Annotated in this window: 25 protein-coding genes; 21 read left to right on the top strand and 4 right to left on the bottom strand. The window is 57.4% G+C overall.

Features of this window, described 5'->3' with window-relative positions; translation table 11 throughout:
* Positions 1-116: 116 nt before the first annotated feature.
* Entirely contained in the window at positions 117-794 is a 678-nt protein-coding gene (gene tctD / locus E0E17_RS01075) for a transcriptional regulator TctD (protein ID WP_130830892.1), read from the top strand.
* Complete coding sequence (locus tag E0E17_RS01070) at positions 785-2191, top strand: sensor histidine kinase (RefSeq protein WP_130830891.1); 1407 nt, start codon at positions 785-787, stop codon at positions 2189-2191. The genes tctD and E0E17_RS01070 overlap by 10 nt, the downstream gene beginning before the upstream one ends.
* Here E0E17_RS01070 and E0E17_RS01065 read toward each other — a convergent pair.
* Complete coding sequence (locus E0E17_RS01065; RefSeq protein ID WP_130830890.1) at positions 2157-3071, bottom strand: DMT family transporter; 915 nt, start codon at positions 3069-3071, stop codon at positions 2157-2159. The genes E0E17_RS01070 and E0E17_RS01065 overlap by 35 nt on opposite strands.
* A gap of 97 nt (positions 3072-3168) precedes the next feature.
* Here E0E17_RS01065 and E0E17_RS01060 point away from each other — a divergent pair, with 97 nt between their 5' ends.
* From E0E17_RS01060 to hisP, 15 genes are all read left to right on the top strand, one after another.
* Complete coding sequence (locus E0E17_RS01060) at positions 3169-4041, top strand: AraC family transcriptional regulator (RefSeq protein WP_130830889.1); 873 nt, start codon at positions 3169-3171, stop codon at positions 4039-4041.
* Positions 4022-5158 carry a 4-phosphoerythronate dehydrogenase PdxB gene (gene pdxB, locus E0E17_RS01055; protein WP_130830888.1) on the top strand — a complete coding sequence of 379 codons (1137 nt, stop codon included), beginning with the start codon at positions 4022-4024 and terminating at the stop codon, positions 5156-5158. Before E0E17_RS01060 ends, pdxB begins: the two co-directional genes overlap by 20 nt.
* An 89-nt stretch (positions 5159-5247) precedes the next feature.
* Positions 5248-6258, top strand: coding sequence for an aspartate-semialdehyde dehydrogenase (locus E0E17_RS01050; RefSeq protein WP_130830887.1), 1011 nt, complete (start codon positions 5248-5250; stop codon positions 6256-6258).
* On the top strand, positions 6258-7061 hold the full coding sequence (truA, locus tag E0E17_RS01045) for a tRNA pseudouridine(38-40) synthase TruA (protein ID WP_130830886.1): 804 nt from the start codon (positions 6258-6260) through the stop codon (positions 7059-7061). Before E0E17_RS01050 ends, truA begins: the two co-directional genes overlap by 1 nt.
* 32 nt (positions 7062-7093) lie before the next feature.
* Complete coding sequence (locus tag E0E17_RS01040; RefSeq protein WP_130835422.1) at positions 7094-7756, top strand: DedA family protein; 663 nt, start codon at positions 7094-7096, stop codon at positions 7754-7756.
* 149 nt (positions 7757-7905) lie between these two features.
* The gene (gene accD / locus E0E17_RS01035; RefSeq protein ID WP_130830885.1) at positions 7906-8817 is read left to right on the top strand and encodes an acetyl-CoA carboxylase, carboxyltransferase subunit beta; all 912 of its coding nucleotides are present in this window, start codon (positions 7906-7908) and stop codon (positions 8815-8817) included.
* A gap of 65 nt (positions 8818-8882) precedes the next feature.
* Entirely contained in the window at positions 8883-10151 is a 1269-nt protein-coding gene (folC, locus tag E0E17_RS01030) for a bifunctional tetrahydrofolate synthase/dihydrofolate synthase (protein ID WP_130830884.1), read from the top strand.
* Entirely contained in the window at positions 10141-10848 is a 708-nt protein-coding gene (gene dedD, locus E0E17_RS01025; RefSeq protein ID WP_130830883.1) for a cell division protein DedD, read from the top strand. The genes folC and dedD overlap by 11 nt, the downstream gene beginning before the upstream one ends.
* A 309-nt stretch (positions 10849-11157) precedes the next feature.
* On the top strand, positions 11158-11643 hold the full coding sequence (gene cvpA / locus E0E17_RS01020) for a colicin V production protein (RefSeq protein WP_130835421.1): 486 nt from the start codon (positions 11158-11160) through the stop codon (positions 11641-11643).
* A 37-nt stretch (positions 11644-11680) separates the two neighbouring features.
* Positions 11681-13198 (top strand): amidophosphoribosyltransferase, encoded by a 1518-nt coding sequence (gene purF / locus E0E17_RS01015; protein WP_130830882.1) that lies wholly within the window; start codon positions 11681-11683, stop codon positions 13196-13198.
* A gap of 135 nt (positions 13199-13333) precedes the next feature.
* Positions 13334-13903: a UbiX family flavin prenyltransferase gene (locus tag E0E17_RS01010; protein WP_130830881.1), complete on the top strand. Its 570-nt coding sequence runs from the start codon at positions 13334-13336 to the stop codon at positions 13901-13903.
* A gap of 273 nt (positions 13904-14176) precedes the next feature.
* Positions 14177-14959, top strand: coding sequence for a lysine/arginine/ornithine ABC transporter substrate-binding protein ArgT (gene argT, locus E0E17_RS01005; protein ID WP_130830880.1), 783 nt, complete (start codon positions 14177-14179; stop codon positions 14957-14959).
* Between the two features lie 197 nt (positions 14960-15156).
* Positions 15157-15846, top strand: coding sequence for a histidine ABC transporter permease HisQ (locus E0E17_RS01000; protein ID WP_130830879.1), 690 nt, complete (start codon positions 15157-15159; stop codon positions 15844-15846).
* The gene (locus tag E0E17_RS00995) at positions 15839-16555 is read left to right on the top strand and encodes an ABC transporter permease (protein WP_130830878.1); all 717 of its coding nucleotides are present in this window, start codon (positions 15839-15841) and stop codon (positions 16553-16555) included. The genes E0E17_RS01000 and E0E17_RS00995 overlap by 8 nt, the downstream gene beginning before the upstream one ends.
* A gap of 8 nt (positions 16556-16563) precedes the next feature.
* The gene (gene hisP / locus E0E17_RS00990) at positions 16564-17337 is read left to right on the top strand and encodes a histidine ABC transporter ATP-binding protein HisP (RefSeq protein WP_130830877.1); all 774 of its coding nucleotides are present in this window, start codon (positions 16564-16566) and stop codon (positions 17335-17337) included.
* A 53-nt stretch (positions 17338-17390) separates the two neighbouring features.
* Here hisP and E0E17_RS00985 read toward each other — a convergent pair whose 3' ends face one another.
* Entirely contained in the window at positions 17391-18344 is a 954-nt protein-coding gene (locus E0E17_RS00985) for a sugar-binding transcriptional regulator (protein ID WP_130830876.1), read from the bottom strand.
* Positions 18345-18543: 199 nt separating this feature from the next.
* On the opposite strand from E0E17_RS00985, the gene dalD reads away from it, so the two are divergent.
* Both dalD and E0E17_RS00975 read left to right on the top strand, forming a co-directional pair.
* Positions 18544-19935 (top strand): D-arabinitol 4-dehydrogenase, encoded by a 1392-nt coding sequence (gene dalD, locus E0E17_RS00980; RefSeq protein ID WP_130830875.1) that lies wholly within the window; start codon positions 18544-18546, stop codon positions 19933-19935.
* A 139-nt stretch (positions 19936-20074) separates the two neighbouring features.
* Positions 20075-21358, top strand: coding sequence for an MFS transporter (locus E0E17_RS00975; protein ID WP_130830874.1), 1284 nt, complete (start codon positions 20075-20077; stop codon positions 21356-21358).
* 30 nt (positions 21359-21388) lie between these two features.
* Here the strand turns inward: E0E17_RS00975 and E0E17_RS00970 are convergent, their stop codons facing one another.
* Positions 21389-22285 carry a TIGR01777 family oxidoreductase gene (locus tag E0E17_RS00970; protein ID WP_130830873.1) on the bottom strand — a complete coding sequence of 299 codons (897 nt, stop codon included), beginning with the start codon at positions 22283-22285 and terminating at the stop codon, positions 21389-21391.
* A 183-nt stretch (positions 22286-22468) separates the two neighbouring features.
* On the opposite strand from E0E17_RS00970, the gene yfcF reads away from it, so the two are divergent.
* On the top strand, positions 22469-23110 hold the full coding sequence (gene yfcF / locus E0E17_RS00965) for a glutathione transferase (RefSeq protein WP_130830872.1): 642 nt from the start codon (positions 22469-22471) through the stop codon (positions 23108-23110).
* 115 nt (positions 23111-23225) lie between these two features.
* Entirely contained in the window at positions 23226-23774 is a 549-nt protein-coding gene (yfcD, locus tag E0E17_RS00960; RefSeq protein ID WP_130830871.1) for an NUDIX hydrolase YfcD, read from the top strand.
* A gap of 65 nt (positions 23775-23839) precedes the next feature.
* Here the strand turns inward: yfcD and pta are convergent, their stop codons facing one another.
* Positions 23840-25990, bottom strand: a complete 2151-nt coding sequence (pta, locus tag E0E17_RS00955) for a phosphate acetyltransferase (RefSeq protein WP_130830870.1) — start codon at positions 25988-25990, stop codon at positions 23840-23842.
* Positions 25991-26050 lie beyond the last annotated feature (60 nt).

Raw genomic sequence — 26050 nt, 5'->3', positions numbered from 1 at the left:
CGCTCCATTCTTTCTTCCAGAGTGTGATTGCTCCCGAAAATTCGGGGTTGCTGAATTGTTAAAACAGTAACCTTTCAATTACCTTTCATTGCCCGGAAATAATGACAGGATGTGATATGCGTCTCTTACTGGTAGAAGATACGGCTGAACTGGCGCGCTGGTTACAAAAAGCTTTAACCCAGAAAGGTTTTGCCGTCGACTGGGTGGCGGACGGGGTCGCCGCCGACCATGTACTGCAGAGCGAACAGTATGCGCTGGTGGTGCTGGATGTATCGCTGCCGCGACTCGACGGTATGGAAGTGCTGGCGCGGCTGCGCAAGCGTGGCCAGAGCGTGCCGGTGCTGTTGCTGACCGCGCGCAGCGCACTCGATGATCGCGTGCGTGGCCTGAATCAGGGCGCGGATGACTATCTGACCAAACCTTTTGAGCTGGAAGAGCTGGAGGCGCGCATTCGTGCGCTGCTGCGCCGCAGCCAGGGTGAAGGCCAGGTGGCGCAGGCGCAGACCTTTGGCGACCTGCTGCTGGATAATGAAGGCTATTTTCTGCTGCGGGAAAGACCGCTGGCGCTGACACCGCGTGAATCGAGCGTGTTAACCACCCTGATGCAGCGGCGCGGGCGTCCGGTGTCGCGTCAGCAGCTGTATGAGCAAACCTTTACCCTGGCGGATGAGGCGAGCCCGGAAAGTATCGAACTCTATATTCATCGCGTGCGTAAAAAGCTGCAGGGCAGCAACGTGGCGATTGTTACCCTGCGCGGGCTGGGCTACAGCCTGGAGTATCATCCGTGCGCCTGATCCATTCACTGCGCGGTGAACTGCTGATCTGGCTTGGTATTCCGCTGCTGCTGTTCGGGGGATTTTCTGTCTATACCCATTATCAGAGCGCGCTGCATGCGGCGAATCACGCGTATGATCGCACGCTGCTCGCCTCGGCGCGCACCGTGGCGGAGCGGCTGGAGGTGCGTCACGGCAGGCTGGAGGTGGATGTCCCCTGGGTGGTGCTCGACAGCTTTGAACGTAATATGAACGATCAGCTCTTCTACCAGGTGATTTCGCCGGAGGGCAAAACCCTTTCCGGCTATGACAATCTGCCCGGCATCCCGGAAAACAGTAAGATGTCAACCAATTACCCGGCGCTGGTCTATTTTTACGATGCTGATTATATGCAGCAGCGTATCCGCGTGGCCGCCCTCTGGCAGCCGGTGAGCGAAGAAGGGTTCGAAGGCATGGCGCTGGTACTGGTGGCCGAGACGGTGAACTCGCGCCAGGCGTTTGCCGACGGCTTGTTGCGCACCGCGCTGTTGAGTCAGAGCCTGCTGGTGATCATGACGCTACTGCTGGCGGGGCTGATGCTACGCAAGGTGCTGCGCCCGCTGCGGCAGCTGTCACGCATTATGCTACAGCGCGATTCGGGCGAGCTGACGCCACTACCCGCGCTGCTGCCCTGGTCGGAACTGCATCCGCTGATTGTGGCTATTAACCACTACATGGAGCGACTACGCGGCCTGCTGGCGCGTCAGGAACGCTTCAGCGCCGATGTAGCGCACCAGCTGCGCACGCCGCTGACCATCCTGAAAACCCAGGTGGGGCTGGCGTTAAGCAGTCCGCAACCTGAACAGTGGCAGGAGAGTTTGCAGGGGATGCGTCATACCCTGGATGATACCATTCTGCTGACGGATCGCCTGCTGCAGCTGGCGCGTATCAAGGCGCGTCATGGCGAAGAGAAGCCGATGGCGCGCGTTGACCTGGCGGCGGTGGTGCGCGATGCCTGCTTTATCTGCTATCCGGCGGCACGTAACAAAGCGGTGGATCTCGGCTATGAAGGGGAGGAGCAGTGTCTGGTGGCGGGCGATCCGCTGCTGCTGGCCGAGCTGTGCGCTAACCTGCTGGATAATGCGATTAAATATTCCCCGCAGCAGGGCACGGTAACGGCGCGGATCCGGGATTACACGCTGGAGATTGAGGACAGCGGGCCGGGTATCGCCGAAGCGGAGCAGCGCCAGGCACTGCAGCCGTTTCGCCGCCTGGAAAACAGCAGCCAGCATCCGGGAGCGGGCATCGGGCTGGCGCTGGTGAATGATATCTGCAGCTGGCACGATGCGCAGATCCGCCTGGGGCGCAGCGCCACCCTCGGCGGGTTGCGCGTGCAGGTCAGTTTCAGGCCGTGGGATCCGATTTACATAGTGGAGTAAGCGCTTTGCGCCGGGTCAGCGGCGTTTTCAGCCGCTGGGCAATGATCACCCCGGCCAGCGTCAGTCCGCCGCCAATCCAGTGATAGCTGTGCAACTGTTCATGCAGGAAGATCACCGCAATCAGGGCGGTAAACAGCGGCACCAGGTTCATAAAGATGGTCGCGGTGCTGGCGCCCAGGCGCTGTACCCCCTGCACCCAGAGGAAAGGGGCGAAAATCGAGGCCGGAATGCCAGCAAACAGCACCAGCGGGATATTTTGCATATTCAGTGCCACCTGCGGTGCCAGCAGAAAGCCGGGCGTCAGCATCAGCACGCCGCACAGAATCTGCATATACAGGCTCTGCCACAGGGGTAACGGAATCGCCCAGCGTTTGGTCAGGACGCCATAGAGCGCATAAGAAGTGGAGGCGGCGATCATCATCAGCTCGCCTTTACCCAGCCCGTGACTCAGCAGCAGCGGCACATTCCCCTGGCTCACCAGCCACGTCAGCCCGCTGAAAGAGATGATGCCGCCGATCAGGATGCCGCGCGTTGGCGCCAGGCTGAGCAGCGGCAGGCTGAGCAGCACTGTCAGCAGCGGAACCAGGGCGTTCAGAATGCCCATAAACAGCGCGCTGACACTGTGCGCCGCGTAATAGGCGAGGCTCTGATACAGCACCATGCCCAGCAGGCCGAGGATCAGCAGACGCCACCCCTGCGCTTTAATCTGCTGACGATTGCGCCAGACGCTTGGCAGCACAAAGGGGGTCAGGACCAGCAGCGCCAGCAGCCAGCGATAAAACGAGATCGCAGCGGGATCGATCGCACCGGCGGACACTTTGCTGACAATGGCGTTGATCGACCAGATCAGAACGGCAAACAGCGGGAAAAGAAACGTCATACCACTCACCTCAATATGCAATGATGGTCAGTGTACGCTTGTCGGGTTTTTGGCAGATAGTTAAAATCGGACAATCTTTGTTTAGTAACCGGACAGAATGAATCTTCAGATAAACTATCAGCCCCCGGCGGATGCGGAACGTCTGCGCTATTTTTTGCGCTTTGACCAGGCGCATGCTCATACCGAATATCTGCCGCATCAACATTCCTGGGGGCAGATGATTCTGGTGAAAAGCCACGTACTGGAGATGCGTGTCGAAGGCGAACGGCTGCTGACGCCCGCCGATATACCCATCTGGATCCCGCCGGGCCATACTCATGCCAGCTATAATGCGCGGCAGTCCCGTTTTCTCACCTTTAACCTTGCCGCCGCGCTCTGTGACGGGCTGCCGGAACGCGCCTGTCTGATCAATATCGATGCCATCGCACACGCCATTCTGGAGGAGTTTGCCCGCCGTGGCCTGGAGCAGCCGCAGACGGAGGAGGATGTGCGGCTGTGCGATGTGGTACGCGATCGGTTGCGGCGCGCCCCGGTGCAGAAAAGCTACTTGCCCGTTTCGGACGATAAATTCCTCGCGCCGGTTTTACGCGCCCTCGAGGCTAATCCCGCCGACAACACCACCCTGGCTGAGTGGGCGAAGCGGGTGTTTACCAGCGAGCGTACCCTGGCGCGGCGCTGTCAGCAGGCGCTGAATATGTCTTTCAGCGAGTGGCGGCAGCGGCTGCGCTTTTTGCGCGCCATCGCCCAGCTGGAGCAGGGGCGCACGGTGCAGGCGATCGCGCTGGATCTTGGCTACAGCTCCGCCTCCGCGCTGATCGTGATGTTTCAGCAGCAGGCAGGCACCACGCCGGAGCGCTATCGCGCACGCTGGCATGCAGGGGAGGGAGGTTTTCATAGCGCCTTTGTGCCAGAATATCCCTCTTCACTCAGCAAGAAACAGGAACCGCGCTGTGAAAATTCTCGTCGATGAAAACATGCCTTACGCCCGTGAGTTATTCAGTCGCACCGGCGAGGTGGTCGCCGTGCCAGGACGCCCGTTACCGGAGGCGGCGCTGAACGACGCCGATGGCCTGATGGTGCGCTCAGTCACCAAAGTGAATGAGGCGCTGTTGCAGGGAAAAGGCGTGAAATTTGTTGGCACCGCCACTGCCGGTACTGACCATATTGACGAAGCCTGGCTGACGCAGGCTGGCATCGCCTTCTCCGCTGCGCCGGGCTGTAACGCCATTGCGGTGGTGGAATATGTTTTCTCTGCGCTGCTGATGCTGGCGGAGCGCGATGGCTTCCAGCTCACCGATCGTACGGTCGGTATCGTCGGCGTGGGGAATGTGGGTAGCCGCCTGCAGCGACGTCTGGCCGCCTGGGGGGTGAAAACCCTGCTGTGCGATCCGCCGCGTGCCGATCGCGGCGAGGCGGGCGAATTTCTGCCGCTGGAGACGCTGGTGGCGCAGGCCGATATCCTTACCTTCCATACGCCACTTTTTAAGCAGGGCGCGTACAAAAGCTGGCATCTGGCGGATCGCGACCTGTTGCTGGCGCTGAAACCCGATGCCATTTTAATTAACGCCTGTCGCGGCCCGGTGGTAGATAATGCCGCGCTGCTGGCGGTGCTGGCGCAACGTCCTGACCTGCGCGTGGTGCTGGATGTCTGGGAGCCGGAGCCGGAGCTGTCGCTGGAACTGCTGGAGAAAGTGGATATCGCCACGGCGCATATTGCCGGCTATACCCTGGAAGGCAAGGCACGCGGCACCACGCAGGTGTTCGAAGCCTGGACGCGTTTTCTCGGCGAACCGCAGCAGGTGGCGCTCTCCTCGCTGCTGCCCACGCCGGACATCAGTCAAATCCGGCTGCACGGGCCGCTCGATCAGTCAACGCTGAAACGGCTGGTACATCTGGTGTATGATGTACGCCGCGATGATGCGGCGTTACGCAAGGTTGCCGCCCGTGCAGGGGAATTTGATCGCCTGCGTAAAAACTACCAGGAGCGGCGGGAGTGGTCATCATTACAGGTGATCTGCGATCACGCCCCGGCGGCAGAGATGTTGCAGCAGCTCGGCTTTAGTGCAGAGTATCAGCCCGCGGGCTGATAGCGCCGGTCACTGGTAAATAATCCGAATCCCCGGGCGGTGAATCTCACCGCCTTCTGTTTTTATGTCATTGTCTGGAGTAAACCACCATGTCTGACGGCTGGAATATTGCGCTACTGGGCGCAACAGGCGCAGTAGGGAACGCTGTACTGGAACTGCTGGCGGAACGCCAGTTCCCGGTTGGTGAATTATATTTGCTGGCGAGTGAAAACGGTGCCGGTGAAAACAAGCGTTTCGACGGACGCACCCTGATTGTGCAGGATGCGGCGACGTTTGACTGGTCACAGGCGCAGCTGGCCTTTTTTGTAGCGGGTGCGGCAGCAGCGGAGCGTTATGCCGAAGAGGCGGCCAGCGCGGGCTGCCTGGTAATCGACAGCAGCGAACGTTTTGCCCTCGAGCCCGACGTGCCGCTGGTGGTGCCGGATGTGAATCCGCAGGTGCTGGCAGATTATCGCAATCGCAACATTATCAGCGTGGCCGACAGTCTGGTCAGCCAGCTGCTGACCGCCATCAAACCGCTGGTGGAAGCGGCCGGTCTGAGCCGTTTACAGGTCACCAACCTGATTTCGGTCTCCAGCCACGGTAAAAGCGCTGTCGATGCGCTGGCTGGCGAGAGCGCGCGTCTGTTGAATGGCGTACCTGCCGAAGATCATTTCTACGGACGTCAGCTGGCGTTTAACCTGTTGCCGCAGCAGGTCGACAGCAGCGGCAGCGTAGAGAGCGAGCGTCGTCTGGTGGATCAGGTGCGTAAGGTTCTGCAGGATGAGGGCTTGCCGGTGGCGGTGAGCAGCGTGCAGGCGCCGGTGTTTTATGGCAATGCGCAGATTGTCTATCTGGAAAATTTGCGTCCACTGTCGGCGGAAGAAGCGCGTGACGAACTTGCCAGAGCGGAGGATATTAGCCTGAGCGAGGAGAATGACTATCCTACCCAGGTGAGTGACGCTTCCGGCAACGGGCAGCTCAGCATCGGCTGCGTCCGTAACGACTATGGTATGCCGGAGCTGCTACAGTTCTGGTCAGTGGCGGATAATGTCCGTTTTGCCGGCGCGCTGATGGCGGTGAAAACTGCCGAGAAGCTGGTGCAGGAGTATTTTTACTGATGACCGACGGCAAGACCATGAAGCTGGCGTTGGGCATCGAGTATGACGGCAGTCGCTATTACGGCTGGCAGCGCCAGCAGGAAGTGCGCAGCGTGCAGGAGAAGCTGGAGCAGGCGCTGTCAAAGGTGGCGAATCATCCGGTCAGCGTCTTTTGCGCTGGCCGTACCGATGCTGGCGTGCACGGTACCGGGCAGGTGGTGCATTTTGAAACCGCTGCACAGCGCGCCGACGGTGCCTGGACGCTGGGCGTCAATGCCAACCTGCCGGACGACATCGCTGTACGCTGGGTCAGGGCGGTGCCGGATGAATTTCATGCGCGCTTCAGCGCCACGGCGCGCCGCTATCGCTATGTGATCTACAATCAGCGCCTGCGCCCGGCGATCCTCGGCAGCGGCGTGACGCATTTTTATCATCCGCTTGATGCGGAGAAGATGCACCGCGCCGGTCAGTGCCTGCTGGGCGAGAACGATTTTACCTCGTTTCGCGCCGTGCAGTGCCAGTCGCGTACGCCGTGGCGTAACGTGATGCACCTTAACGTGACGCGTCAGGGGCCTTACGTGATTGTGGATATCAAGGCGAACGCCTTTGTGCATCACATGGTGCGTAATATTGTCGGCAGTCTGATGGAGATTGGCTGTGGCAATCAGCCTGAAAGCTGGATGGCGGAACTGCTGGCAGCGAAAGATCGTACGCTGGCGGCGGCGACCGCCAGAGCGGAAGGACTCTATTTAGTGGCGGTGGATTATCCATCCCATTTTGCGTTACCTCAGCCGCCCATGGGACCACTGTTCCTCGCGGATTAACTGTTAACCGGAGAAGGATGTAAGGGAGCATGATGGAGTTCATCCATTTTATCGTTGATTTTATTTTGCATATTGATGTGCATTTAGCGGAACTGGTCGCGCAATACGGCATCTGGATTTACGCTATTCTGTTCCTGATTCTTTTTTGCGAAACGGGGCTGGTGGTGACCCCCTTTTTGCCGGGGGATTCGCTGCTGTTTGTCGCCGGCGCGCTCGCCGCGTTGCCGGGTAACGACCTCAACGTCCATATGCTGGTGGCGCTGTTGGTGGTGGCGGCCATCCTGGGCGATGCGGTGAATTACACCATCGGACGTCTGTTCGGAGAGAAACTGTTCAGCAACCCCAACTCCAGAATTTTCCGGCGCAGCTATCTCGATAAGACCCACGCTTTTTACGAGCGTCACGGGGGAAAAACCATTATCCTTGCGCGTTTCGTCCCTATCGTGCGCACCTTTGCCCCTTTTGTCGCCGGTATGGGACATATGTCTTATCGCCACTTTGCCCTGTATAACGTCGCCGGAGCGCTGGCCTGGGTGCTGCTGTTCACCTACGCAGGTTACCTGTTTGGCGATCTGCCGGTGATTCAGGAGAACCTGAAGCTGTTGATCGTGGCGATTATCATCGTCTCTATCCTGCCGGGCATTATTGAAATCTGGCGCCATCGCCGCCAGAATCGCCAGCAAAAACAGCCGTAAAAGCGGGCAGTGCGCAGCGGTTCGACCAGATTTTTATCCACAGTCCGGGCGGGTTGTGGTTTAATGAGCGACATCTATGGCCTGCTGAAGACGATTTCAGCAGCAACAAGAAGACTGGACCAGGTCAGATTCAAACAGAAAGGTCATCAATGAGCTGGATTGAACGCATTCTTAATAAGAGCAATATCACGCCGACGCGCAGAGCTAACATTCCGGAAGGCGTCTGGACGAAGTGCGACAGCTGCGGTCAGGTACTGTACCGTGCCGAGCTGGAGCGTAACCTGGAGGTCTGCCCGAAATGCGACCACCACATGCGTATGCATGCCCGTGAACGCCTGAACAGCATGCTGGATCAGGGCACCATGGTGGAGCTGGGTAGCGAACTTGAGCCGAAAGATATTCTCAAGTTCCGCGATTCGAAAAAATATAAGGATCGTCTGGCTGCGGCGCAGAAAGATACCGAAGAGAAAGATGCGCTGGTGGTGATGAAAGGCCAGCTGTACGGGATGCCGGTCGTTGCTGCGGCCTTTGAGTTCGCCTTTATGGGCGGCTCTATGGGTTCCGTGGTAGGCGCGCGTTTTGTGCGTGCCGTAGAGCAGGCACTGGAAGACAACTGCCCGCTGATTTGCTTCTCTGCCAGTGGCGGTGCCCGTATGCAGGAAGCGCTGATGTCGCTGATGCAGATGGCGAAAACCAGTGCGGCGCTGGCGAAAATGCGCGAGCGCGGTCTGCCTTATATTTCCGTACTGACCGACCCGACCATGGGTGGCGTCTCCGCCAGCTTCGCGATGCTGGGCGATCTTAACGTCGCTGAGCCTAAAGCGCTGATCGGCTTTGCCGGACCGCGCGTTATCGAGCAGACGGTGCGTGAAAAGCTGCCGCCGGGCTTCCAGCGCAGTGAGTTTCTGATCGAAAAAGGCGCGATTGATATGATCATCCGCCGCCCGGAAATGCGCTATAAACTGGCAAGCCTGCTGGCTAAAATGATGAACCTGCCGGCACCGCTGCATGACGGTGAGCAGTCTGCAACCGAGGCTGCACCGCAGAGCAACGAGGCCTGACAGGAGATGGAGAGGCGCCATTGCGGCGCCTTTCACCAATGCACCGTAAATTTGTAACGGGACACATGGACAATCTTCACCTTCCTCAAGCCACGTCGCCTCTGGCCACGTGGCTTCATTATCTTGAGCATCTGCACACGCAGACCATTGAACTGGGACTGGAGCGTATTCGTTGCGTGGCGGAACGTCTGGATCTGCTGAAACCTGCCCCCTTTGTTTTCACCGTTGCCGGAACCAATGGCAAAGGCACCACCTGTCGTACGCTGGAAACCCTGCTGATGGCGGCTGGCTATCGTGTCGGCGTCTACAGCTCACCCCATCTGGTGCGCTATACCGAACGCGTGCGCATTCAGGGCGAAGAGCTGGCTGAGGCGGCACACACCACCAGCTTTGCCGCCATTGAGGCGGGGCGTGGCGACACGTCGCTCACCTATTTTGAATTCAGTACGCTGTCGGCGCTGATGCTGTTCCGCCAGGCGCAGCTGGACGTGGTGATTCTGGAAGTTGGTCTGGGCGGGCGTCTGGATGCCACCAATATTGTCGATGCGGATGTCGCGGTGATCACCAGCATTGCGCTGGACCATACCGAATGGCTCGGACCGGATCGCGACAGCATTGGCCGGGAAAAAGCGGGCGTGTTTCGTGGTGGGAAACCCGCTGTGGTGGGGGAACCCGATATGCCTGCTACTATCGCTGCGGTCGCCGCGGAAAAAGGCGCGCATCTGCTGCAGCGCGATCATCAGTGGCGTTTTGAACGCCAGGGCGACAGCTGGGATTTCCGGGATCAACAGGGCGAACTGCGTCATCTGCCGCTGCCGCAGGTGCCGCTGCCCAATGCTGCCACCGCGCTGGCGGCGCTGCGCGCTTCAGGCCTCAGGGTAAGTGATGAGGTGGTGCGTGAGGCGTTGCCGCAGGCGCTGTTACCGGGACGTTTTCAGACCATCAGCACCGCGCCGCGCGTAATCCTTGATGTTGCGCATAATCCCCATGCCGCCGCTTATCTGGCGTCGCGGCTGGCGGAGTTGCCGCAGCAGGGGAAAGTGCATGCGGTGGTAGGCATGCTGCATGATAAAGATATCGTCGGTACCCTGGCCGCGCTGGCTCCGCAGGTTGACTGCTGGTACTGCGCGCCGCTTTCGGGGCCACGCGGTGCCAGCGCTGAGCAGCTGATCGCGCATCTGCCGCAAGGGCAGGCGTACGCCAGTGTCGAACAGGCCTGGCAGGCGGCACGCCAGCAGGCGGCCGCGCAGGATGTGGTGCTGGTATGTGGTTCGTTCCACACCGTGGCGCAAGTAATGGAATCCCTGGCAGCGGAGAAAGGCAGTGGCGAGTAAGTTTCAGAATCGTTTAGTCGGTACCGTGATCCTTGTTGCCGTCGGCGTGATCGTGCTGCCAGGCCTGCTGGATGGCAAAAAAAAGCACTATAAAGAGGAGTTCGCCGCGATTCCGCTGGTGCCCAAACCGGATGACCAGCAGGACAGTGAGATGGTGCCGCCAGTGACGCAGTCGTTGCCTGCCCAGCCGCCCGAAGGGGCAGGGGCCGCCGTAGAAGGCGAGAACGGCAAACCCGCCTCCGGTACGGCAGAGAACGGCAGCGAGAAGCCGGTGAGCAACAGTCCGCCGACGGTAGTCACCCCGCCGCCGGTACAGCAAAGTGCGCCCGTGAAGCCGAAACCGGTGGAAACGCCGAAGCCAAAACCGATCGAACAGCCGAAAGCGCCCGCGAAGCCGGTTGAACAGCCGAAACCGGTTGAGAAACCCAGGCCGGTCGAGGAGAAAGCGCCAGCCGGTCAGGCCTGGGTGGTACAACTGGGTGCGCTGAAAAATGCCGCTAAGGTGAATGAGATTGTGGCGCAGCTGCGTCTCTCAGGTTATCGCGCCTATACCGTGCCAGCCACGCCGGTACAGGGACAGATTACCCGTATCTTTGTCGGACCGGACGCGTCGAAAAGCAAAATGCAGAGTGCGGTTGGCGAACTGAAAGGTATTACCGGCCTGAGCGGCGTGGTGAAATCCTACAGCGTGCGCTAAGCCGGACGGTTGCCGCTGCGTTGTCATGCGCAGCGATAAGTAAAAAAGCGTTGATAAATGTGATCAGAGGCCAGCACAGGCCGCGCGAACGGCCTGGTTACCTCGCGTGTAGTACAGCGCTTTTGTTATTAATCTTTTGTTTTACAAAAGGTTATAAGCGATGATGTTAAGCGGGCGCGGAACAATTTTTTCCACGCCCTTTTTCTCAGGGCAGAACCGGAAAACGCTACGCAAACGTTTTCTTTTTCTGTTAGAATGCGCCCCGAACTGGATGCAGGGGTGCACGATGCACTGGCGCTGGAAGAGTTCATGATCTGGATTGATTACGTCATTATTGCGGTAGTTGGTTTTTCGGCTCTGGTCAGCCTGATTCGTGGGTTTGTCCGGGAAGCCTTATCTCTTGTTACCTGGGGATGCGCGTTTTTTGTCGCCAGTCACTACTACGCCTATCTGGCCGTCTGGTTTACAGGTTTTGACGACGAACTGGTTCGCAACGGAATTGCCATCGCGGTACTGTTCATTGCTACCCTGATTGTAGGGGCTATCGTGAACTATGTGATCGGCTCGCTGGTTGAGAAGACCGGCCTGTCGGGAACCGACAGGGTGTTAGGGGTCTGTTTCGGGGCGTTGCGTGGCGTGCTGATCGTTGCTGCCATTCTTTTCTTCCTCGATACGTTCACCGGCTTTTCCAGAAGCCCGGACTGGCAACAGTCTCAGCTCATCCCCCGGTTCAGCTATATCATCAGGTGGTTTTTCGATTACCTGACCAGCACGTCGAGTTTTTTACCCCGGTGACACTGCCGGGAGTGCGGCTTAATGAGGAAATGACAACATGTGCGGTATTGTTGGTATCACCGGTTTTATGCCGGTCAACCAGTCGATCTATGACGCGTTAACGGTGCTGCAGCACCGTGGGCAGGATGCCGCAGGCATTTGTACCATTGATGCGCTTAACTGTTTCCGCCTGCGCAAGGCCAATGGTCTGGTTAGCGACGTTTTCGAAGCACGTCACATGCAGCGTTTGCAGGGCAATATGGGTATCGGTCACGTTCGTTATCCTACCGCCGGCAGCTCCAGCGCGTCTGAAGCGCAGCCGTTTTATGTTAACTCGCCTTACGGCATCACGCTGGCGCACAACGGTAACCTGACCAACGCCCATGAACTGCGTAAGCAGCTGTTCGAAACCGGCCGCCGTCATGTTAACACCACCTCAGATTCCGAAATTCTGCTCAATATTTTTGCGCAGGAGCTGGACCGCTTTCCGCACTCTCCTCTGGAAGCGGACAACATTTTTACTGCCGTGGCGGCACTGCATCAGCAGGTACGCGGCGCTTACGCTGTGGTCGCGATGATTATCGGTCACGGTATGGTCGCCTTCCGCGATCCCAACGGGATTCGTCCGCTGGTGATGGGGAAACGTGAACTGAAAGATGGTCGCGTGGAGTATATGGTGGCCTCGGAAAGCGTGGCGCTGGACACGCTGGGCTTTGAGTTTATTCGTGACGTGGCGCCGGGCGAAGGGGTCTATATCACTGAGAAGGGACAGCTGTTTACCCGTCAGTGTGCGGAGAACCCGAAAAGTAACCCGTGTTTGTTCGAATATGTTTACTTTGCCCGTCCGGACTCCTTCCTCGACAAAATTTCTGTCTACAGCGCCCGCGTGCGCATGGGTACCAAGCTGGGCGAGAAAATTGCCCGTGAGTGGGAAGATCTGGACATTGACGTGGTGATCCCGATTCCGGAAACCTCTACCGATGTGGCGCTGGAGATTGCGCGCATTCTCAACAAACCCTATCGTCAGGGCTTTGTGAAAAACCGCTACGTGGGCCGCACCTTTATCATGCCGGGCCAGCAACTGCGCCGTAACGCAGTTCGCCGTAAGCTGAATGCCAACCGCGCTGAGTTCCGCGACAAGAATGTGCTGCTGGTCGATGACTCCATCGTGCGTGGCACCACCTCTGAGCAGATTATCGAGATGGCGCGTGAAGCCGGGGCGAAACGGGTTTATCTGGCTTCGGCAGCGCCGGAAATTCGTTTCCCCAACGTCTACGGCATCGATATGCCGAGCGCCACCGAGCTGATTGCGCACGGTCGTGAAGTGGATGAGATTTGCCAGCTGATCAAAGCCGATGCGCTGATTTTCCAGGACCTGAACGATCTGATTGACGCGGTACGCGAAGAGAATCCCGATATCGCTCAGTTCGAATGTTCCGTATTTAACGGCGTCTACGTTACCAAAGATGTGGATCAGCGTTATCTGGAGTATCTCCAGTCGCTGCGTAATGATGATGCCAAAGCGATTGCGCGTCAGAACGAAGTAGAAAATCTTGAGTTGCATAACGAAGGCTGACGGCTGAGTCATGTGTTGAGAAAGCAGGGCGGGTACTATCCCGCCCTGCTTGTTTTTACGAATCTGTGTTCCCCGGGCGACAGCGCACGCCCTCCCGCGTTATGATTACTGTTTTATTCTCAGCAGGGCAACTTTATGAAACGACTCATCATTGGCATTTCCGGTGCCAGCGGCGTGATTTACGGCGTACGCATGTTGCAGGTGCTGCAGGACGTGGCAGAGGTGGAAACCCATCTGGTGATGAGTCAGGCGGCACGCCAGACGCTGGCGCTGGAAAGCGACTACAGTCTGCGTGATGTGCAGGCGCTGGCGGATGTGGTACACGACGTGCGCGATATCGCCGCCAGCATCTCTTCCGGCTCGTTTAAAACTGCCGGGATGGCCATTCTGCCCTGTTCGATGAAAACCCTTTCAGGTATTGTCCACAGTTACAGCGACAGTCTGTTGACGCGCGCCGCCGATGTGGTGCTGAAAGAACGGCGTAAACTGGTGCTGTGCGTACGTGAAACGCCGCTGCATATCGGGCATTTACGCATGATGACCGCTGCCGCTGAACTGGGGGCAATCATTATGCCGCCGGTGCCTGCCTTTTATCACCGTCCCGTTACCATCGACCAGATTATTGATCAGACGGTTAACCGCGTGCTGGATCAGTTTGACATCGATTTGCCGCAGGCGCTGTTTACGCGCTGGCAAGGTGCATAAGCCGCTGTAATTGCACCAATATGGTGCGTATCGGCGCGCCCGATCACTCTTTGTGCATCTTGTGCACCAAAAGTTAACATCTTCGCTTTTTCGTCCTGACACTCCTGTTATATTTTCTTCGCAAACTAACGACCTGCGGTGACTGCGCCGCATCGCTTAGTCCGCTAATGAAATGCGCGCCTGTCTCGCAAAGCTGGCATGAAACATGCAAATCATTCAGCGCAAACACATCACGCACCATATAACAAAAAGTACTTTACTTGAGGGTAAACTATGAAAAAGCGAGTTCTGGCTCTTTCTCTGATGCTGGCGATGTCCAGTGCCGCAAGCGTGTTCGCGGCGGTGCCACAAACGTTGCGCATCGGAACCGATCCGACTTACCCGCCGTTTGAGTCTAAAAACGCCCAGGGACAGCTGGTGGGTTTTGATATCGATCTGGCTAATGAGATTTGCAAACGTATCCAGACCAAATGTGTTTATGTAGAAAGTGATTTCGATGCGCTGATCCCCTCCCTGAAAGCGAAGAAAATCGACGCCATTATCTCTTCCCTCTCCATCACCGAAAAACGTCAGCAGGAGATCGCCTTCTCTGAGAAACTCTATGCCGCCAACGCCCGTCTGGTGGCGGCTAAAGGGTCAAAAATTGAGCCGACGCTGGAGTCGCTGAAAGGCAAAAACATCGGCCTGCTGCAGGGTACCACTCAGGAGGTCTACGCGAACCAGTACTGGCGGCCAAAAGGCGTGAGCGTAACGCCTTATGCGAATCAGGATCTGGTGTATCAGGATTTGAACGCAGGTCGTATCGATGCGGCTTTCCAGGATGAAATCCAGGCAAGCGAAGGCTTTCTGAAACAACCGGTTGGCAAAGATTATGCTTTTGCCGGTCCGGCAGTAAAAGATGATAAAATCTTTGGTGTAGGTACCGGTATGGGCCTGCGTAAAGACGACAGCGATCTGAAAGCAGCGATTGATAAGGCGTTTGCTGAGATGCGCAAAGATGGCACTTACGATAAAATTGCGAAAAAGTACTTTGATTTCAATGTATACGGTGACTGAGTAAAACCTGTCGTCCCCTGACTTTATCTTGCGGGGCGCAGAAACGCTGGCTGCGCTTATTCTCCCCGGCCTCTTACTTTAGTAAGCTGCCGGGGAGGCGTAAGCTTGCCACCTTCCTGCGCCGCGCATTATCGGGCCAGGGCTGTCCATGAAGAGAGGGCAGCGTTTCGTTTATTCCCCACGACAGGATCATTTTCATGCTGTATGGCTATTCTGACGTAATTCTGAGAGGCACCCTGGTGACGCTGGAACTGGCGCTTACTTCGGTATTGCTGGCGGTGATCCTCGGATTGATTGGCGCAGGCGCAAAACTGTCGCGTCATCGTTCGCTGGCGTTGATTTTTGAGGGCTACACAACCCTGATTCGTGGGGTACCTGATCTGGTGCTGATGCTGCTGATCTTTTACGGTCTGCAGATTATTCTCAACCAGATAACGGATGCGCTGGGGATCAGCCAGTTTGATATCGACCCGATGGTGGCCGGTATTATCACGCTGGGCTTTATCTATGGCGCCTACTTCACAGAAACCTTTCGCGGTGCCTTCCTCGCCGTTCCGAAAGGACAAATCGAGGCGGCCACGGCCTTCGGCTTTACCGGTTCACAGGTGTTTCGCCGTATTCTCTTTCCGGCCATGATGCGCTATGCGCTGCCGGGGATCGGCAACAACTGGCAGGTGATCCTGAAAGCCACGGCGCTGGTCTCGCTGCTCGGCCTGGAAGATGTGGTCAAAGCGACCCAGCTTGCCGGAAAGAGTACCTGGCAGCCCTTTTATTTCGCCATTGTGGCGGGTGTGATTTATCTGGTGTTTACCACGCTGTCAAACGGCGTGCTGTGGTGGCTTGAACGTCGCTACACGGTAGGTGTGAAAAGGGCGAGTTATGATTGAGATTATTCAGGAGTACTGGCGGGCGCTGCTCTGGACGGACGGCTATCGCTTTACCGGCGTCGCGATTACCCTCTGGCTGTTAATTATTTCGGTGGTGCTGGGCGGCTGTCTGGCGGTGCTGATGGCCATTGCGCGCGTCTCGCCCAATAAGTTTATCAGCCTCCCGGTGTGGCTGTTTACCTATGTTTTTCGCGGCACGCCGCTCTATGTGCAGCTGCTGGTATTCTATTCGGGTATGTACACGCTGGAAGTGGTGAAAGGGTCAGATTTACTGAGCGCCTTCTTTCGCAGCGGTCTGAACTGTACGCTGCTGGCTTTTACCCTTAACACCTGCGCCTATACCACAGAAATTTTTGCCGGAGCCATTCGTGCCGTCCCCCACGGTGAGATCGAAGCTGCGCGCGCTTACGGTTTCTCCACTTTTAAACTCTATCGCTGCATTATTCTGCCCTCGGCGCTGCGCACCGCGTTACCGGCTTACAGCAACGAAGTGATTCTTATGCTGCACTCCACGGCGCTGGCCTTTACCGCGACGGTACCGGATCTGCTGAAAGTGGCGCGTGATATTAACTCGGCTACCTATCAGCCGTTTACGGCATTCGGACTGGCCGCTGTGCTGTATCTGATTATCTCTTACGGGTTGATTAGCCTGTTCCGCATGGCGGAGCGCCGCTGGCTGGCGCACCTGAAACCCTCCTCGTCCCATTGAGTATGACTATGGCTGAAAATAAATTAAGCGTCACCGAACTGCATAAACGTTATGGTGAACATGAGGTTCTGAAAGGCGTTTCGCTGCAGGCTGATGCCGGCGACGTCATTACCATTATTGGATCCTCCGGATCGGGGAAAAGTACCTTTTTACGCTGCATCAACTTCCTGGAAAAGCCGAGCGAAGGCACTATCAATGTGAACAACGAAACCATCCGTCTGGTGCGTGACAAGGATGGCCAGTTAAAGGTGGCGGATAAAGAGCAGCTGCGCACGTTGCGCACGCGTCTGACCATGGTGTTTCAGCACTTTAATCTCTGGAGCCATATGACGGTGCTGGAGAACGTGATGGAAGCGCCGATTCAGGTGCTGGGGCTGAACAAGCAGGAAGCGCGTGAGCGTGCTATCAAATATCTGGAAAAGGTCGGTATTGATGAGCGCGCGCGCATCAAGTATCCGGTACACCTTTCTGGCGGTCAGCAGCAGCGTGTCTCTATCGCACGCGCGCTGGCGATGGAACCGGAAGTGTTGCTGTTTGATGAACCTACCTCTGCGCTCGATCCTGAACTGGTCGGCGAGGTGCTGCGCATCATGCAAAAACTGGCGGAGGAGGGGAAAACCATGGTGGTGGTTACACACGAAATGGAGTTTGCCCGTCACGTCTCCAGCCATGTGATCTTCCTGCATCAGGGCAAAATCGAGGAGCAGGGCCCCCCTCAGGAATTGTTCGGCAATCCAAAAAGCCCGCGTCTGCAGCAGTTTCTCAGCGGTTCACTGAAGTAAGCCCTGCCTGTCCCGGCGCATGTCGCTGCGCCGGGAGCAGCGTCCGTCACGGGTTATGCTGGTTTGTCCAGTAAACGCAGCGCGGTCGCCTCATCGGTCACCAGTCCGGACACCCAGCGGCCATGCAACGCTGCCGCAATCGCCGGATATTTTCTCTCCCCTCCGGCAAAGGCGATGATGGCGCGTGGCGTCTGACTTTCCAGCGTTACGCTGGTGAGCAGTTCATCAGTTTCGCCGAAAACCCGTTCACCCTGCTGATTAATGAAATGGCCGAGCATTTCACCGACGACGCCGCGTTCATTCAGCGTGCGTACCTGCGCATCGGTGATAAAGCCCTCAGCGTGCAGCGGACAGCCGGGATTAACTTCGCCAATGCCGATAAAGGTCATGTTGGCCTGCAGGGCGCGTTGCGTAACGCGTTGATACACCTGATGCTGACACCACATCGCTTTATCTTCCGGGGTATCGGCGTAGAGGGGAGCCGGGATAAAGAAATATTTACCCTGCATTTTTTCCGCCAGCTTCAGCGGCACATCGTAACGGGTACCGGAATCGTCGCGGGCGATAGCGCCAATCATCGATACGCACTGATGTTGAGGCCGCTCTACCCAGGGCAGGGCATCAATAACGGCACGCAGCGTTTTCCCTGAACCGATGCCAAAGACCTGTGGCTCCTCCTGCAGGATATATTGCGCCATCACTTCAGCTCCCTCGACCGCCAGCATCTGCTGGATCGCCTCATCGTTCAGCGTCGAGGAAGGCACCACACGACATAAGCTCAGGCCGAATTTCTCCTGCACATCACGCGCCAGCCGCAGACAATGGCTCACCGGATGGTTAATGCGCACGCTGACAATACCCATTTCACGGGCACCGGAGACCAGGCGCTGAGCGACCTGACGCGATAATCCCAGCGTCTGAGCAATTTCATGTTGCGTCAGCCCGGCAACGTAATACATCCAGGCCGCACGGGCCGCCAGTTCCTGTTTTTTCTCTTCTTTATTCATCGTGGCATCCCTTGTTCAGTTCCCGCCATTCTAGCGCTAAATGTGCCGAAAGCACTATTTGAGCAAAAGCTCTTAAATTGGGCAAAAGTATTAATTGTGAATTGCTTCGCAGAATTCGGGCGCTTTTCGCGTCTACCATAGCCTTCTCGGGCAATTGCCCTTAATGACGACAAATGTTTATTTAGCTGGAGGTGGTTATATGACTTCACCGGTATGGATGCATATTGGCGCAGGCTCTTTTCATCGCGCCCATCAGGCCTGGTATCTGCATAAGCTGCTTGAGCAGGGGGAGGGAGAATGGAGCATCGCGCTGGGCAACATACGCAACGACGCCACTCCGCTGCTGGATCAACTGGCAGCGCAGCAGGGACGTTATGTGCTGGAAACGGTAACGCCACAGGGTGAGCGCGCCTGGGAAGCCATCACCTCCATCCGTCAGGTACTGCCCTGGGATCGCGATATCAGCGCGCTGGTCGCCTGTGGCGCGGCGCCAGAAACGCGGGTGATCAGTTTCACTGTCACCGAGGCCGGTTATTATCTGACCCCCGATCATGAGCTTGATCTACAGCAGGCGGATATTCAGGCCGACCTGCAGGGCGATATCCGTACGTTGTACGGCGCACTGACGCGTATTCTCCAGCAGCGCATCGCCAGTGAAGGCGGACCAGTAACCCTGCTGAGCTGCGACAACCTGCGCCATAACGGTGAACGTTTCCGGCACGGCTTTTTAGCTTTCCTCGCAGCGAAAGGCGAAAGCGCGCTGGCGCAGTGGGTTATGCACGCAACCACCTCACCCAACACCATGGTAGATCGCATTACACCGCGTCCCACTGCCGATATCGCGCCACGGGTCAAAGCCGCGACGGGCATTGACGATGCGGTGCCGGTAATGGCTGAGTCGTTTATCCAGTGGGTGATTGAAGATGATTTTATTGCCGGACGCCCGACGCTGGAGAAGGTGGGTGTTGAACTGGTTGACTCCGTGCTGCCGTGGGAAGAGGCGAAAATCCGCATTCTGAATGCTACGCACAGCGGTATCGCCTGGGCCGGCACCCTGATTGGGCTGGATTACATTGATGAGAGCACACGGCAAAAGGCAATTTATCAGCTGGCCTCGGCGTACATTACTCAGGATGTGATTCCGTCGCTGTTACCCAGCCCGCTGGATCTTGCCCGTTATCGTGATGTGGTGTTAGCCCGCTTCAGTAACCCCTGGATTAAAGACACCAATCAGCGTGTGGCGGCCGACGGGCTGTCGAAAATCCCCGGTATGGTGACGCCAACCCTGCGCGAATGCTATCAGCGTGGCGAAGTTCCCGCCGCCACGGCAGTGCTGCCTGCGCTGTTCTTTCTGTTTCTGCGGCGTCTGGCTCAGGGCAGCCTGCCGTATGAGTATCAGGATGGCGTGTTACAGCCGCAGGCGCTGCGTCAGCTGTTTGCCAGCGCCGATCCGCTGAGCGCTTATCTGCGCGACGAGTCGCTGTTTGGCACTCTGGCGCATTCAGCCGCATTCCATGCGCTGATGGCGCGCACGGTCGCCGGGCTGGAAAGCTGGATCGCCCAACCCGCACAGGCGCTGGCCGCCGTGTAATCAGGGCGGAGGTGGGCGCAGCGCCGGTGACGTTGTTGCACGCCTGGCAGACATGCCCACGTCCGCCGCCCATCGCCATGCCCTGACAGCGACCTGCTGCCGGGCGTCGAGCTGTCAGAAAACAGAGAGGAAGAGTGTGATGCAATCGAAAGCGTACTGGTTTGGCTTGCCAACAAAATTGCTCTGGGGATTCATTGCCATCGCCATTTTTATGGCAGGCGATGGGTTCGAAATGGCTTTTCTGTCACGTCATATTATCGACCTGGGCTTTACGCCCACGCAGTCGGCGGTGGTATTTACCTTTTATGGTCTGGCTGCCGCGCTGGCGGCCTGGGCATCGGGTGTGGTCGCTGAGTTGATTACCCCGCAGCGCGCTATGCTGGTGGGATTTATTCTGTGGATAGTGATGCATGCGCTGTTTATGTCCCTGGGGCTCGGGCTGCGCAACTATCCGCTGATGGTGCTGTTTTACGGCATTCGCGGCTTCGCCTATCCGCTGTTTATCTACTCCTTTATGTTGTTACTGGTGCAGGTGCTGCCGCGCGCGCATCTGGCCGCCGCCACCGGCTGGTTCTGGGCGATGTATTCGGTCGGCATTGGTGTGGTCGGCAGCTATCTGCCCAGTCTGATCATTCCGTCAATCGGCGAAACCGGTACCCTCTGGCTGGCTATCGCCTGGGTGGCCTGCGGCGGTATCCTGGCGTTTTTCAGCCTGCGTAACGTGCCGGTGGATCGCTCCCGCGTCAATCTGCCGCTGCGTGACAAAGTCACTGAGCTGACGCGAGCGGTGACCATTCTGTTCACCAATCAGCACATCTTCTACGCCTGTCTGATCCGCATTATCAACACGCTGTCGCTGTTTGGTTTTGCCATTATTATGCCGTCGCTGTTTGTCGACCGGCTCGGATTTACCCTTGCTGAATGGCTGCAGATCTGGGCGATCTTCTTTTTCGTCACCATTTTCACCAATATTTTCTGGGGTATCATGGGCGAGTATATCGGCTGGATCCGCCAGGTACGCTGGTTCGGCTGTCTGGGGATGGCGATCTCCAGTCTGGCGTTTTATTACCTGCCGCTCTATGCCGGGCATAACTTCTGGATCGCAGTGATTCCGGCGGTGATGCTGGGGGTGTTTGTCGCGGCCTTTGTGCCAATGACCGCAGTATTTCCCACGCTCGAGCCGCATCACAAGGGCGCGGCAGTTTCGATTTACAACCTCTCTGCCGGGCTGAGTAATTTCGTCGCTCCCGCTATTGCCTCCATGTTGCTGCCGTTCTTTGATATCGTCGGCGTGGTCTGGGCCTATACCGGTCTCTACCTGTTTGCCGGGGTGCTGACCTTTATCATCAAAGTGCCGCAGCCAGAGCGGGCGTCCCGGAACCAGATGAAGCAGACCGGCATCGCCTCACAGCAGCGTATTTAATCTCAGCCGGGGGAACAGGAGGTTCCCCCGTTATCCCGCCACATCCTGCAGCGCTTCCTGCAGATCATACCAGCGAAAGCCAAAGCCGGAGGCCTCCAGCTTCTTCGGCAGCGCATGCTGACCGCCAAGCACCAGTACTGCCGACTCACCCATCATCACTTTGATCGCGCTGGCTGGAGTGCGCATAAACGCCGGGCGGCGCATCGCATGTCCCAGCATGGCGGCAAACTGTTCATTACGTACCGCATAGGGCGACACCATATTAAAGGGCCCGCGTAAGGTCTCGTTATCCAGCAGCCAGAGAATGGCGTTGACCATATCGTCGATATGAATCCATGAGATGTACTGTTTGCCGCTGCCCATCGGACCGCCGATGCCGAGGTTAAACGGCATCTTCATTTTGCTCAGCGCGCCGCCTTCTCTGGAGAGTACCAGGCCGGTGCGTAACAGGCAGACCCGGGTACGCTCGCTTTCGGCGCTTAACGCCAGCTGTTCCCAGCGGGCGCAAAGATGATGGGTGAACTCATCCTGACCCGTATCCTCTTCGGTCATCACCAGGTCACCGGTATCGCCATAATAGCCGGTCGCTGAGCCAGACAGTAGCACCGCAGGCGGCTGACTGCTGGCATTGATCAGCGAGGCGATGCGTTCGGTGATCTGCCAGCGGCTCTCACACAGCCGCTGCTTCTGCAGTTCAGTCCAGCGCTTGTCCGCAACCGGCTCGCCCGCGAGGTTGATCACCGCATCAATGCCGTTGAGATCCTGCTGCTGCGCCAGACCGGACCAGAGCGCCACCCGCTTATCCAGCTTCTCGCGGGCGCGGGCGACGTCCCGGGTGACGACGCTGATCTGATGCCCGAGCAGCAGCAGGCGCGGAATCAGATGTCGGCCTATCAGACCGGTTCCGCCGGTGATTAAGATGTGCATACTGAGTCTCCTTATGATTGTTTTATCCACTCAGTTTCAGCATAGAAGAGAAGTTTGTTTATAGCGCAGTGCGCGGAAAGCAATGGGATCTTCTGCAAGATAACACTGCGTCAGGCCAGCCATTGCCTTGTGCATTAAAAATCGGTAAACATGAAGCAATCCAGAGAGCCAGTGAGGTGGCAGATGAACTATCCGGGCATTACCCTGTGGTCCGATTCATCGTTTTTTAGTCCGTATGTGATGTCGGTGTATGTTGCTCTGACGGAAAAGGGCATTCCCTTTACCCTGAAACGTATCGACCTGATGCGTGAAGAGCAGACGCAATCCGCTTATCGGGAACTCTCCTTAACCTGCCGCGTGCCTTTGCTGCAGGTGGATGATTTCCTGCTGAATGAGTCCACGGCGATTGCGGAATATCTGGAGGAGCGCTTTCCTGCGCCAGAGTATGAACGTCTCTATCCGCGTGATCGGGAAAAGCGCGCCCGGGCACGCGAATTACAGGCCTGGCTGCGCAGCGACCTGCTGCCGCTACGTCAGGAGCGGCCTACAGAGGTGTTGTTCGCCGGCGAAAGCTTCCCACCACTCTCCGCGGCGGCGCAACAATCTGCCGCTAAACTTATCAGTGCCACGCTGCGTCTGTTACCGGAGGGGCAACAGAACCTGTTCGGTGAGTGGTCGATTGCCGATACCGACCTGGCGCTGATGCTCAATCGACTGGCGCTGCATGGCGATCCCGTGCCGGTGAAACTGCTGAATTATGCCGAATTTCAGTGGCAGCGTGCTTCCGTCCAGCTCTGGCTGGCGGAATCGGGTAAAAAGCGCTGAGCCGCAACGGCACCGCTTGCCCCTGGCAGCAGAAGTTATTACCTTATGCACGCTATAACAATGACATAGCCAACAACGGCGCTCTTCAGGGCGCCAGAACAGAAAAGGGTTACCGATGGTGGAACAAACGGCGGGTAGTGACATCGAGTGGGTCGATATCGTCAGCGAAGAGAATGAGGTGATTGCGCAGGCGAGCCGGGCGCAGATGCGGGCCCAATGTTTACGTCATCGCGCTACCTATATTGTGGTGCATGATGGCATGGGCAAAATTCTGGTGCAGCGTCGCACCGAAACCAAGGATTTTATGCCCGGCAAGCTGGATGCCACGGCAGGCGGGGTAGTGCAAAGCGGCGAAGAGATGCTGGAGTCCGCACGGCGTGAGGCGGAAGAGGAGCTGGGCATCGCCGATGTGCCGTTCGCCGAACATGGCAAGTTCTATTTCGAAGATGCGCACTGCCGCGTCTGGGGCAGCTTGTTCAGCTGCGTCTACCACGGTCCGTTTGCGATGCAGGAAGAGGAGGTGGATGAGGTGTTCTGGATGACGCCCGAAGAGATCACTGCCCGCTGTGATGAATTTACCGACGATTCCCTGAAAGCGCTGTCTCTGTGGCTGAGCCGTAACAGCGAAGCCAACCGCGTCAGCGCGGAACCGGCGACAGAATAACGATCGGGACGTTGCGGACGAGACAACGCAAGAAAAGGCCGGACGCAGCGTCCGGCCAGTAAGTATCAGGCGTTATCTTCCGCCTGCTGAGACTGGATTGCCGTCAGGGCAATGGTATACACAATGTCATCTACCAGCGCACCGCGCGACAGATCGTTTACCGGCTTACGCATCCCCTGCAACATCGGTCCAATGGAGATCAAATCGGCTGAACGCTGCACTGCTTTGTAAGTGGTGTTACCGGTGTTGAGATCCGGGAAGATAAACACGGTGGCACGACCCGCTACCTGCGAATTTGGCGCCTTCGATTTTGCCACATCTTCCATAATGGCCGCGTCATACTGCAGCGGACCATCAATCACCAGGTCAGGACGTTTTTCCTGAGCGATACGGGTTGCTTCACGCACTTTTTCCACGTCACTACCGGCACCGGAGTTGCCGGTGGAGTAGGAGATCATCGCCACGCGCGGATCGATACCAAAGGCTTTGGCGGAATCGGCGGACTGGATGGCGATTTCCGCCAGCTGTTCCGCGCTGGGATCGGGATTAATGGCGCAGTCGCCATAAACCAGCACCTGTTCCGGCAGCAGCATGAAAAATACCGATGACACCAGCGAGCTGTTGGGGGCGGTTTTAATCAGCTGCAGCGGCGGACGAATGGTGTTGGCGGTGGTATGCACAGCACCGGACACCAGGCCATCCACTTCACCGCGCTCCAGCATCATGGTGCCCAGCACCACGTTATCTTCCAGCTGCTCCTGCGCCACCACTTCGGTCATACCTTTGTTCTTACGCAGTTCCACCAGGCGCGGCACATAGTTTTCCCGTACCACTTCCGGATCGACGATTTCAATACCGGTACCCAGCTCTACGCCCTGCGCAGCGGCCACGCGCTGAATCTCATCGGGATTACCCAGCAGGACACAGGTGGCGATGCCACGCTCTGCACAGATAGCGGCCGCTTTTACGGTACGCGGCTCGTCGCCTTCCGGCAGCACGATGCGTTTGCCCGCTTTACGCGCCAGCTCGGTCAGCTGGTAGCGGAAGGCTGGCGGCGAAAGGCGGCGGCTGCGCTCCGAGGCGGCGGTCAGGGATTCAATCCAGTCGGCATTGATATAGTTGGCAACGTACTCCTGCACACGTTCAATGCGCTGGGTATCATCCACTGGCACTTCAAGGTTAAAACTTTGCAGGCTGAGTGAGGTCTGCCAGGTGTTGGTTTTCACCATAAACACCGGCAGGCCGGTCTGGAAGGCGCGCTCACACAAGCGGGCGATGCGCTCGTCGATGGCATAACCGCCGGTAAGCAGAATTGCGCCAATCTCAATACCATTCATCGCCGCCAGGCAGGCCGCGACCAGCACATCCGGGCGGTCTGCCGAGGTCACCAGCAGCGAGCCGGGACGGAAATGTTCCAGCATATGCGGCAGGCTACGGGCGCAGAAAGTCACTGACTTCACGCGTCGCGTCTGAATTTCGCCTTCGTTAATTACTTCCGCGTTCAGGTGGCGGCACATATCGATGGCGCGAGTCGCGATCAGCTCAAAACTCCAGGGCACGCAACCTAATACCGGCAGCGGGCTGTTGGTAAATAGCTGGTCGGGATTGATATTCGCGATACTGGCCTTGGTGGAGTCATCAAAAATTTCCGAGAGGTCAGGGCGCGTACGACCCTGCTCATCTACCGGCGCGTTCAGTTTGTTGATGATCACGCCGGTGATGTTTTTATTCTTTTTGCCGCCAAAGCTGCTTTGCGTCAGCTCAATCCGCTCTTTCAGCTGCGCCGGCGAGTCATTCCCCAGCGACATGACGAAAACGATCTCGGCATTTAGCGTTTTGGCGATTTCGTAGTTCAGCGCGGTGGCAAATTGGTGTTTACGCGTCGGCACCAGCCCTTCCACCAGTACCACTTCTGCTTCTTTGGTATTTTCGTGATAGCGGGCAATGATCTCTTCCATTAACACATCCTGCTGATTCGAGCCCAGCAGCGATTCCACGCGCGCCATTTGCAGCGGCTCAGCTGCGGGAATGGAAGAGTTCTTGCGAATGATGGTAGTGGTCTGGTCCGGTTTTTCGCCGCCGGTGCGCGGCTGGGCAATGGGTTTGAAAACGCTCAGGCGGACGCCTTTACGTTCCATTGCCCGAATCACGCCGAGACTGACGCTGGTCAGGCCGACGCTGGTGCCGGTCGGAATGAGCATAATAGTACGTGACACGGTAGAACCTCTCAGGTGTTGCAGGGTGTCGAAATCATTCCGTCAGGCAGGCCTGACGGA

The sequence above is a fragment of the [Erwinia] mediterraneensis genome (assembly GCF_900604315.1).
Classification (GTDB): domain Bacteria; phylum Pseudomonadota; class Gammaproteobacteria; order Enterobacterales; family Enterobacteriaceae; genus Pantoea; species Pantoea mediterraneensis_A.
This window is presented reverse-complemented; position numbering and strand designations above follow the sequence as displayed.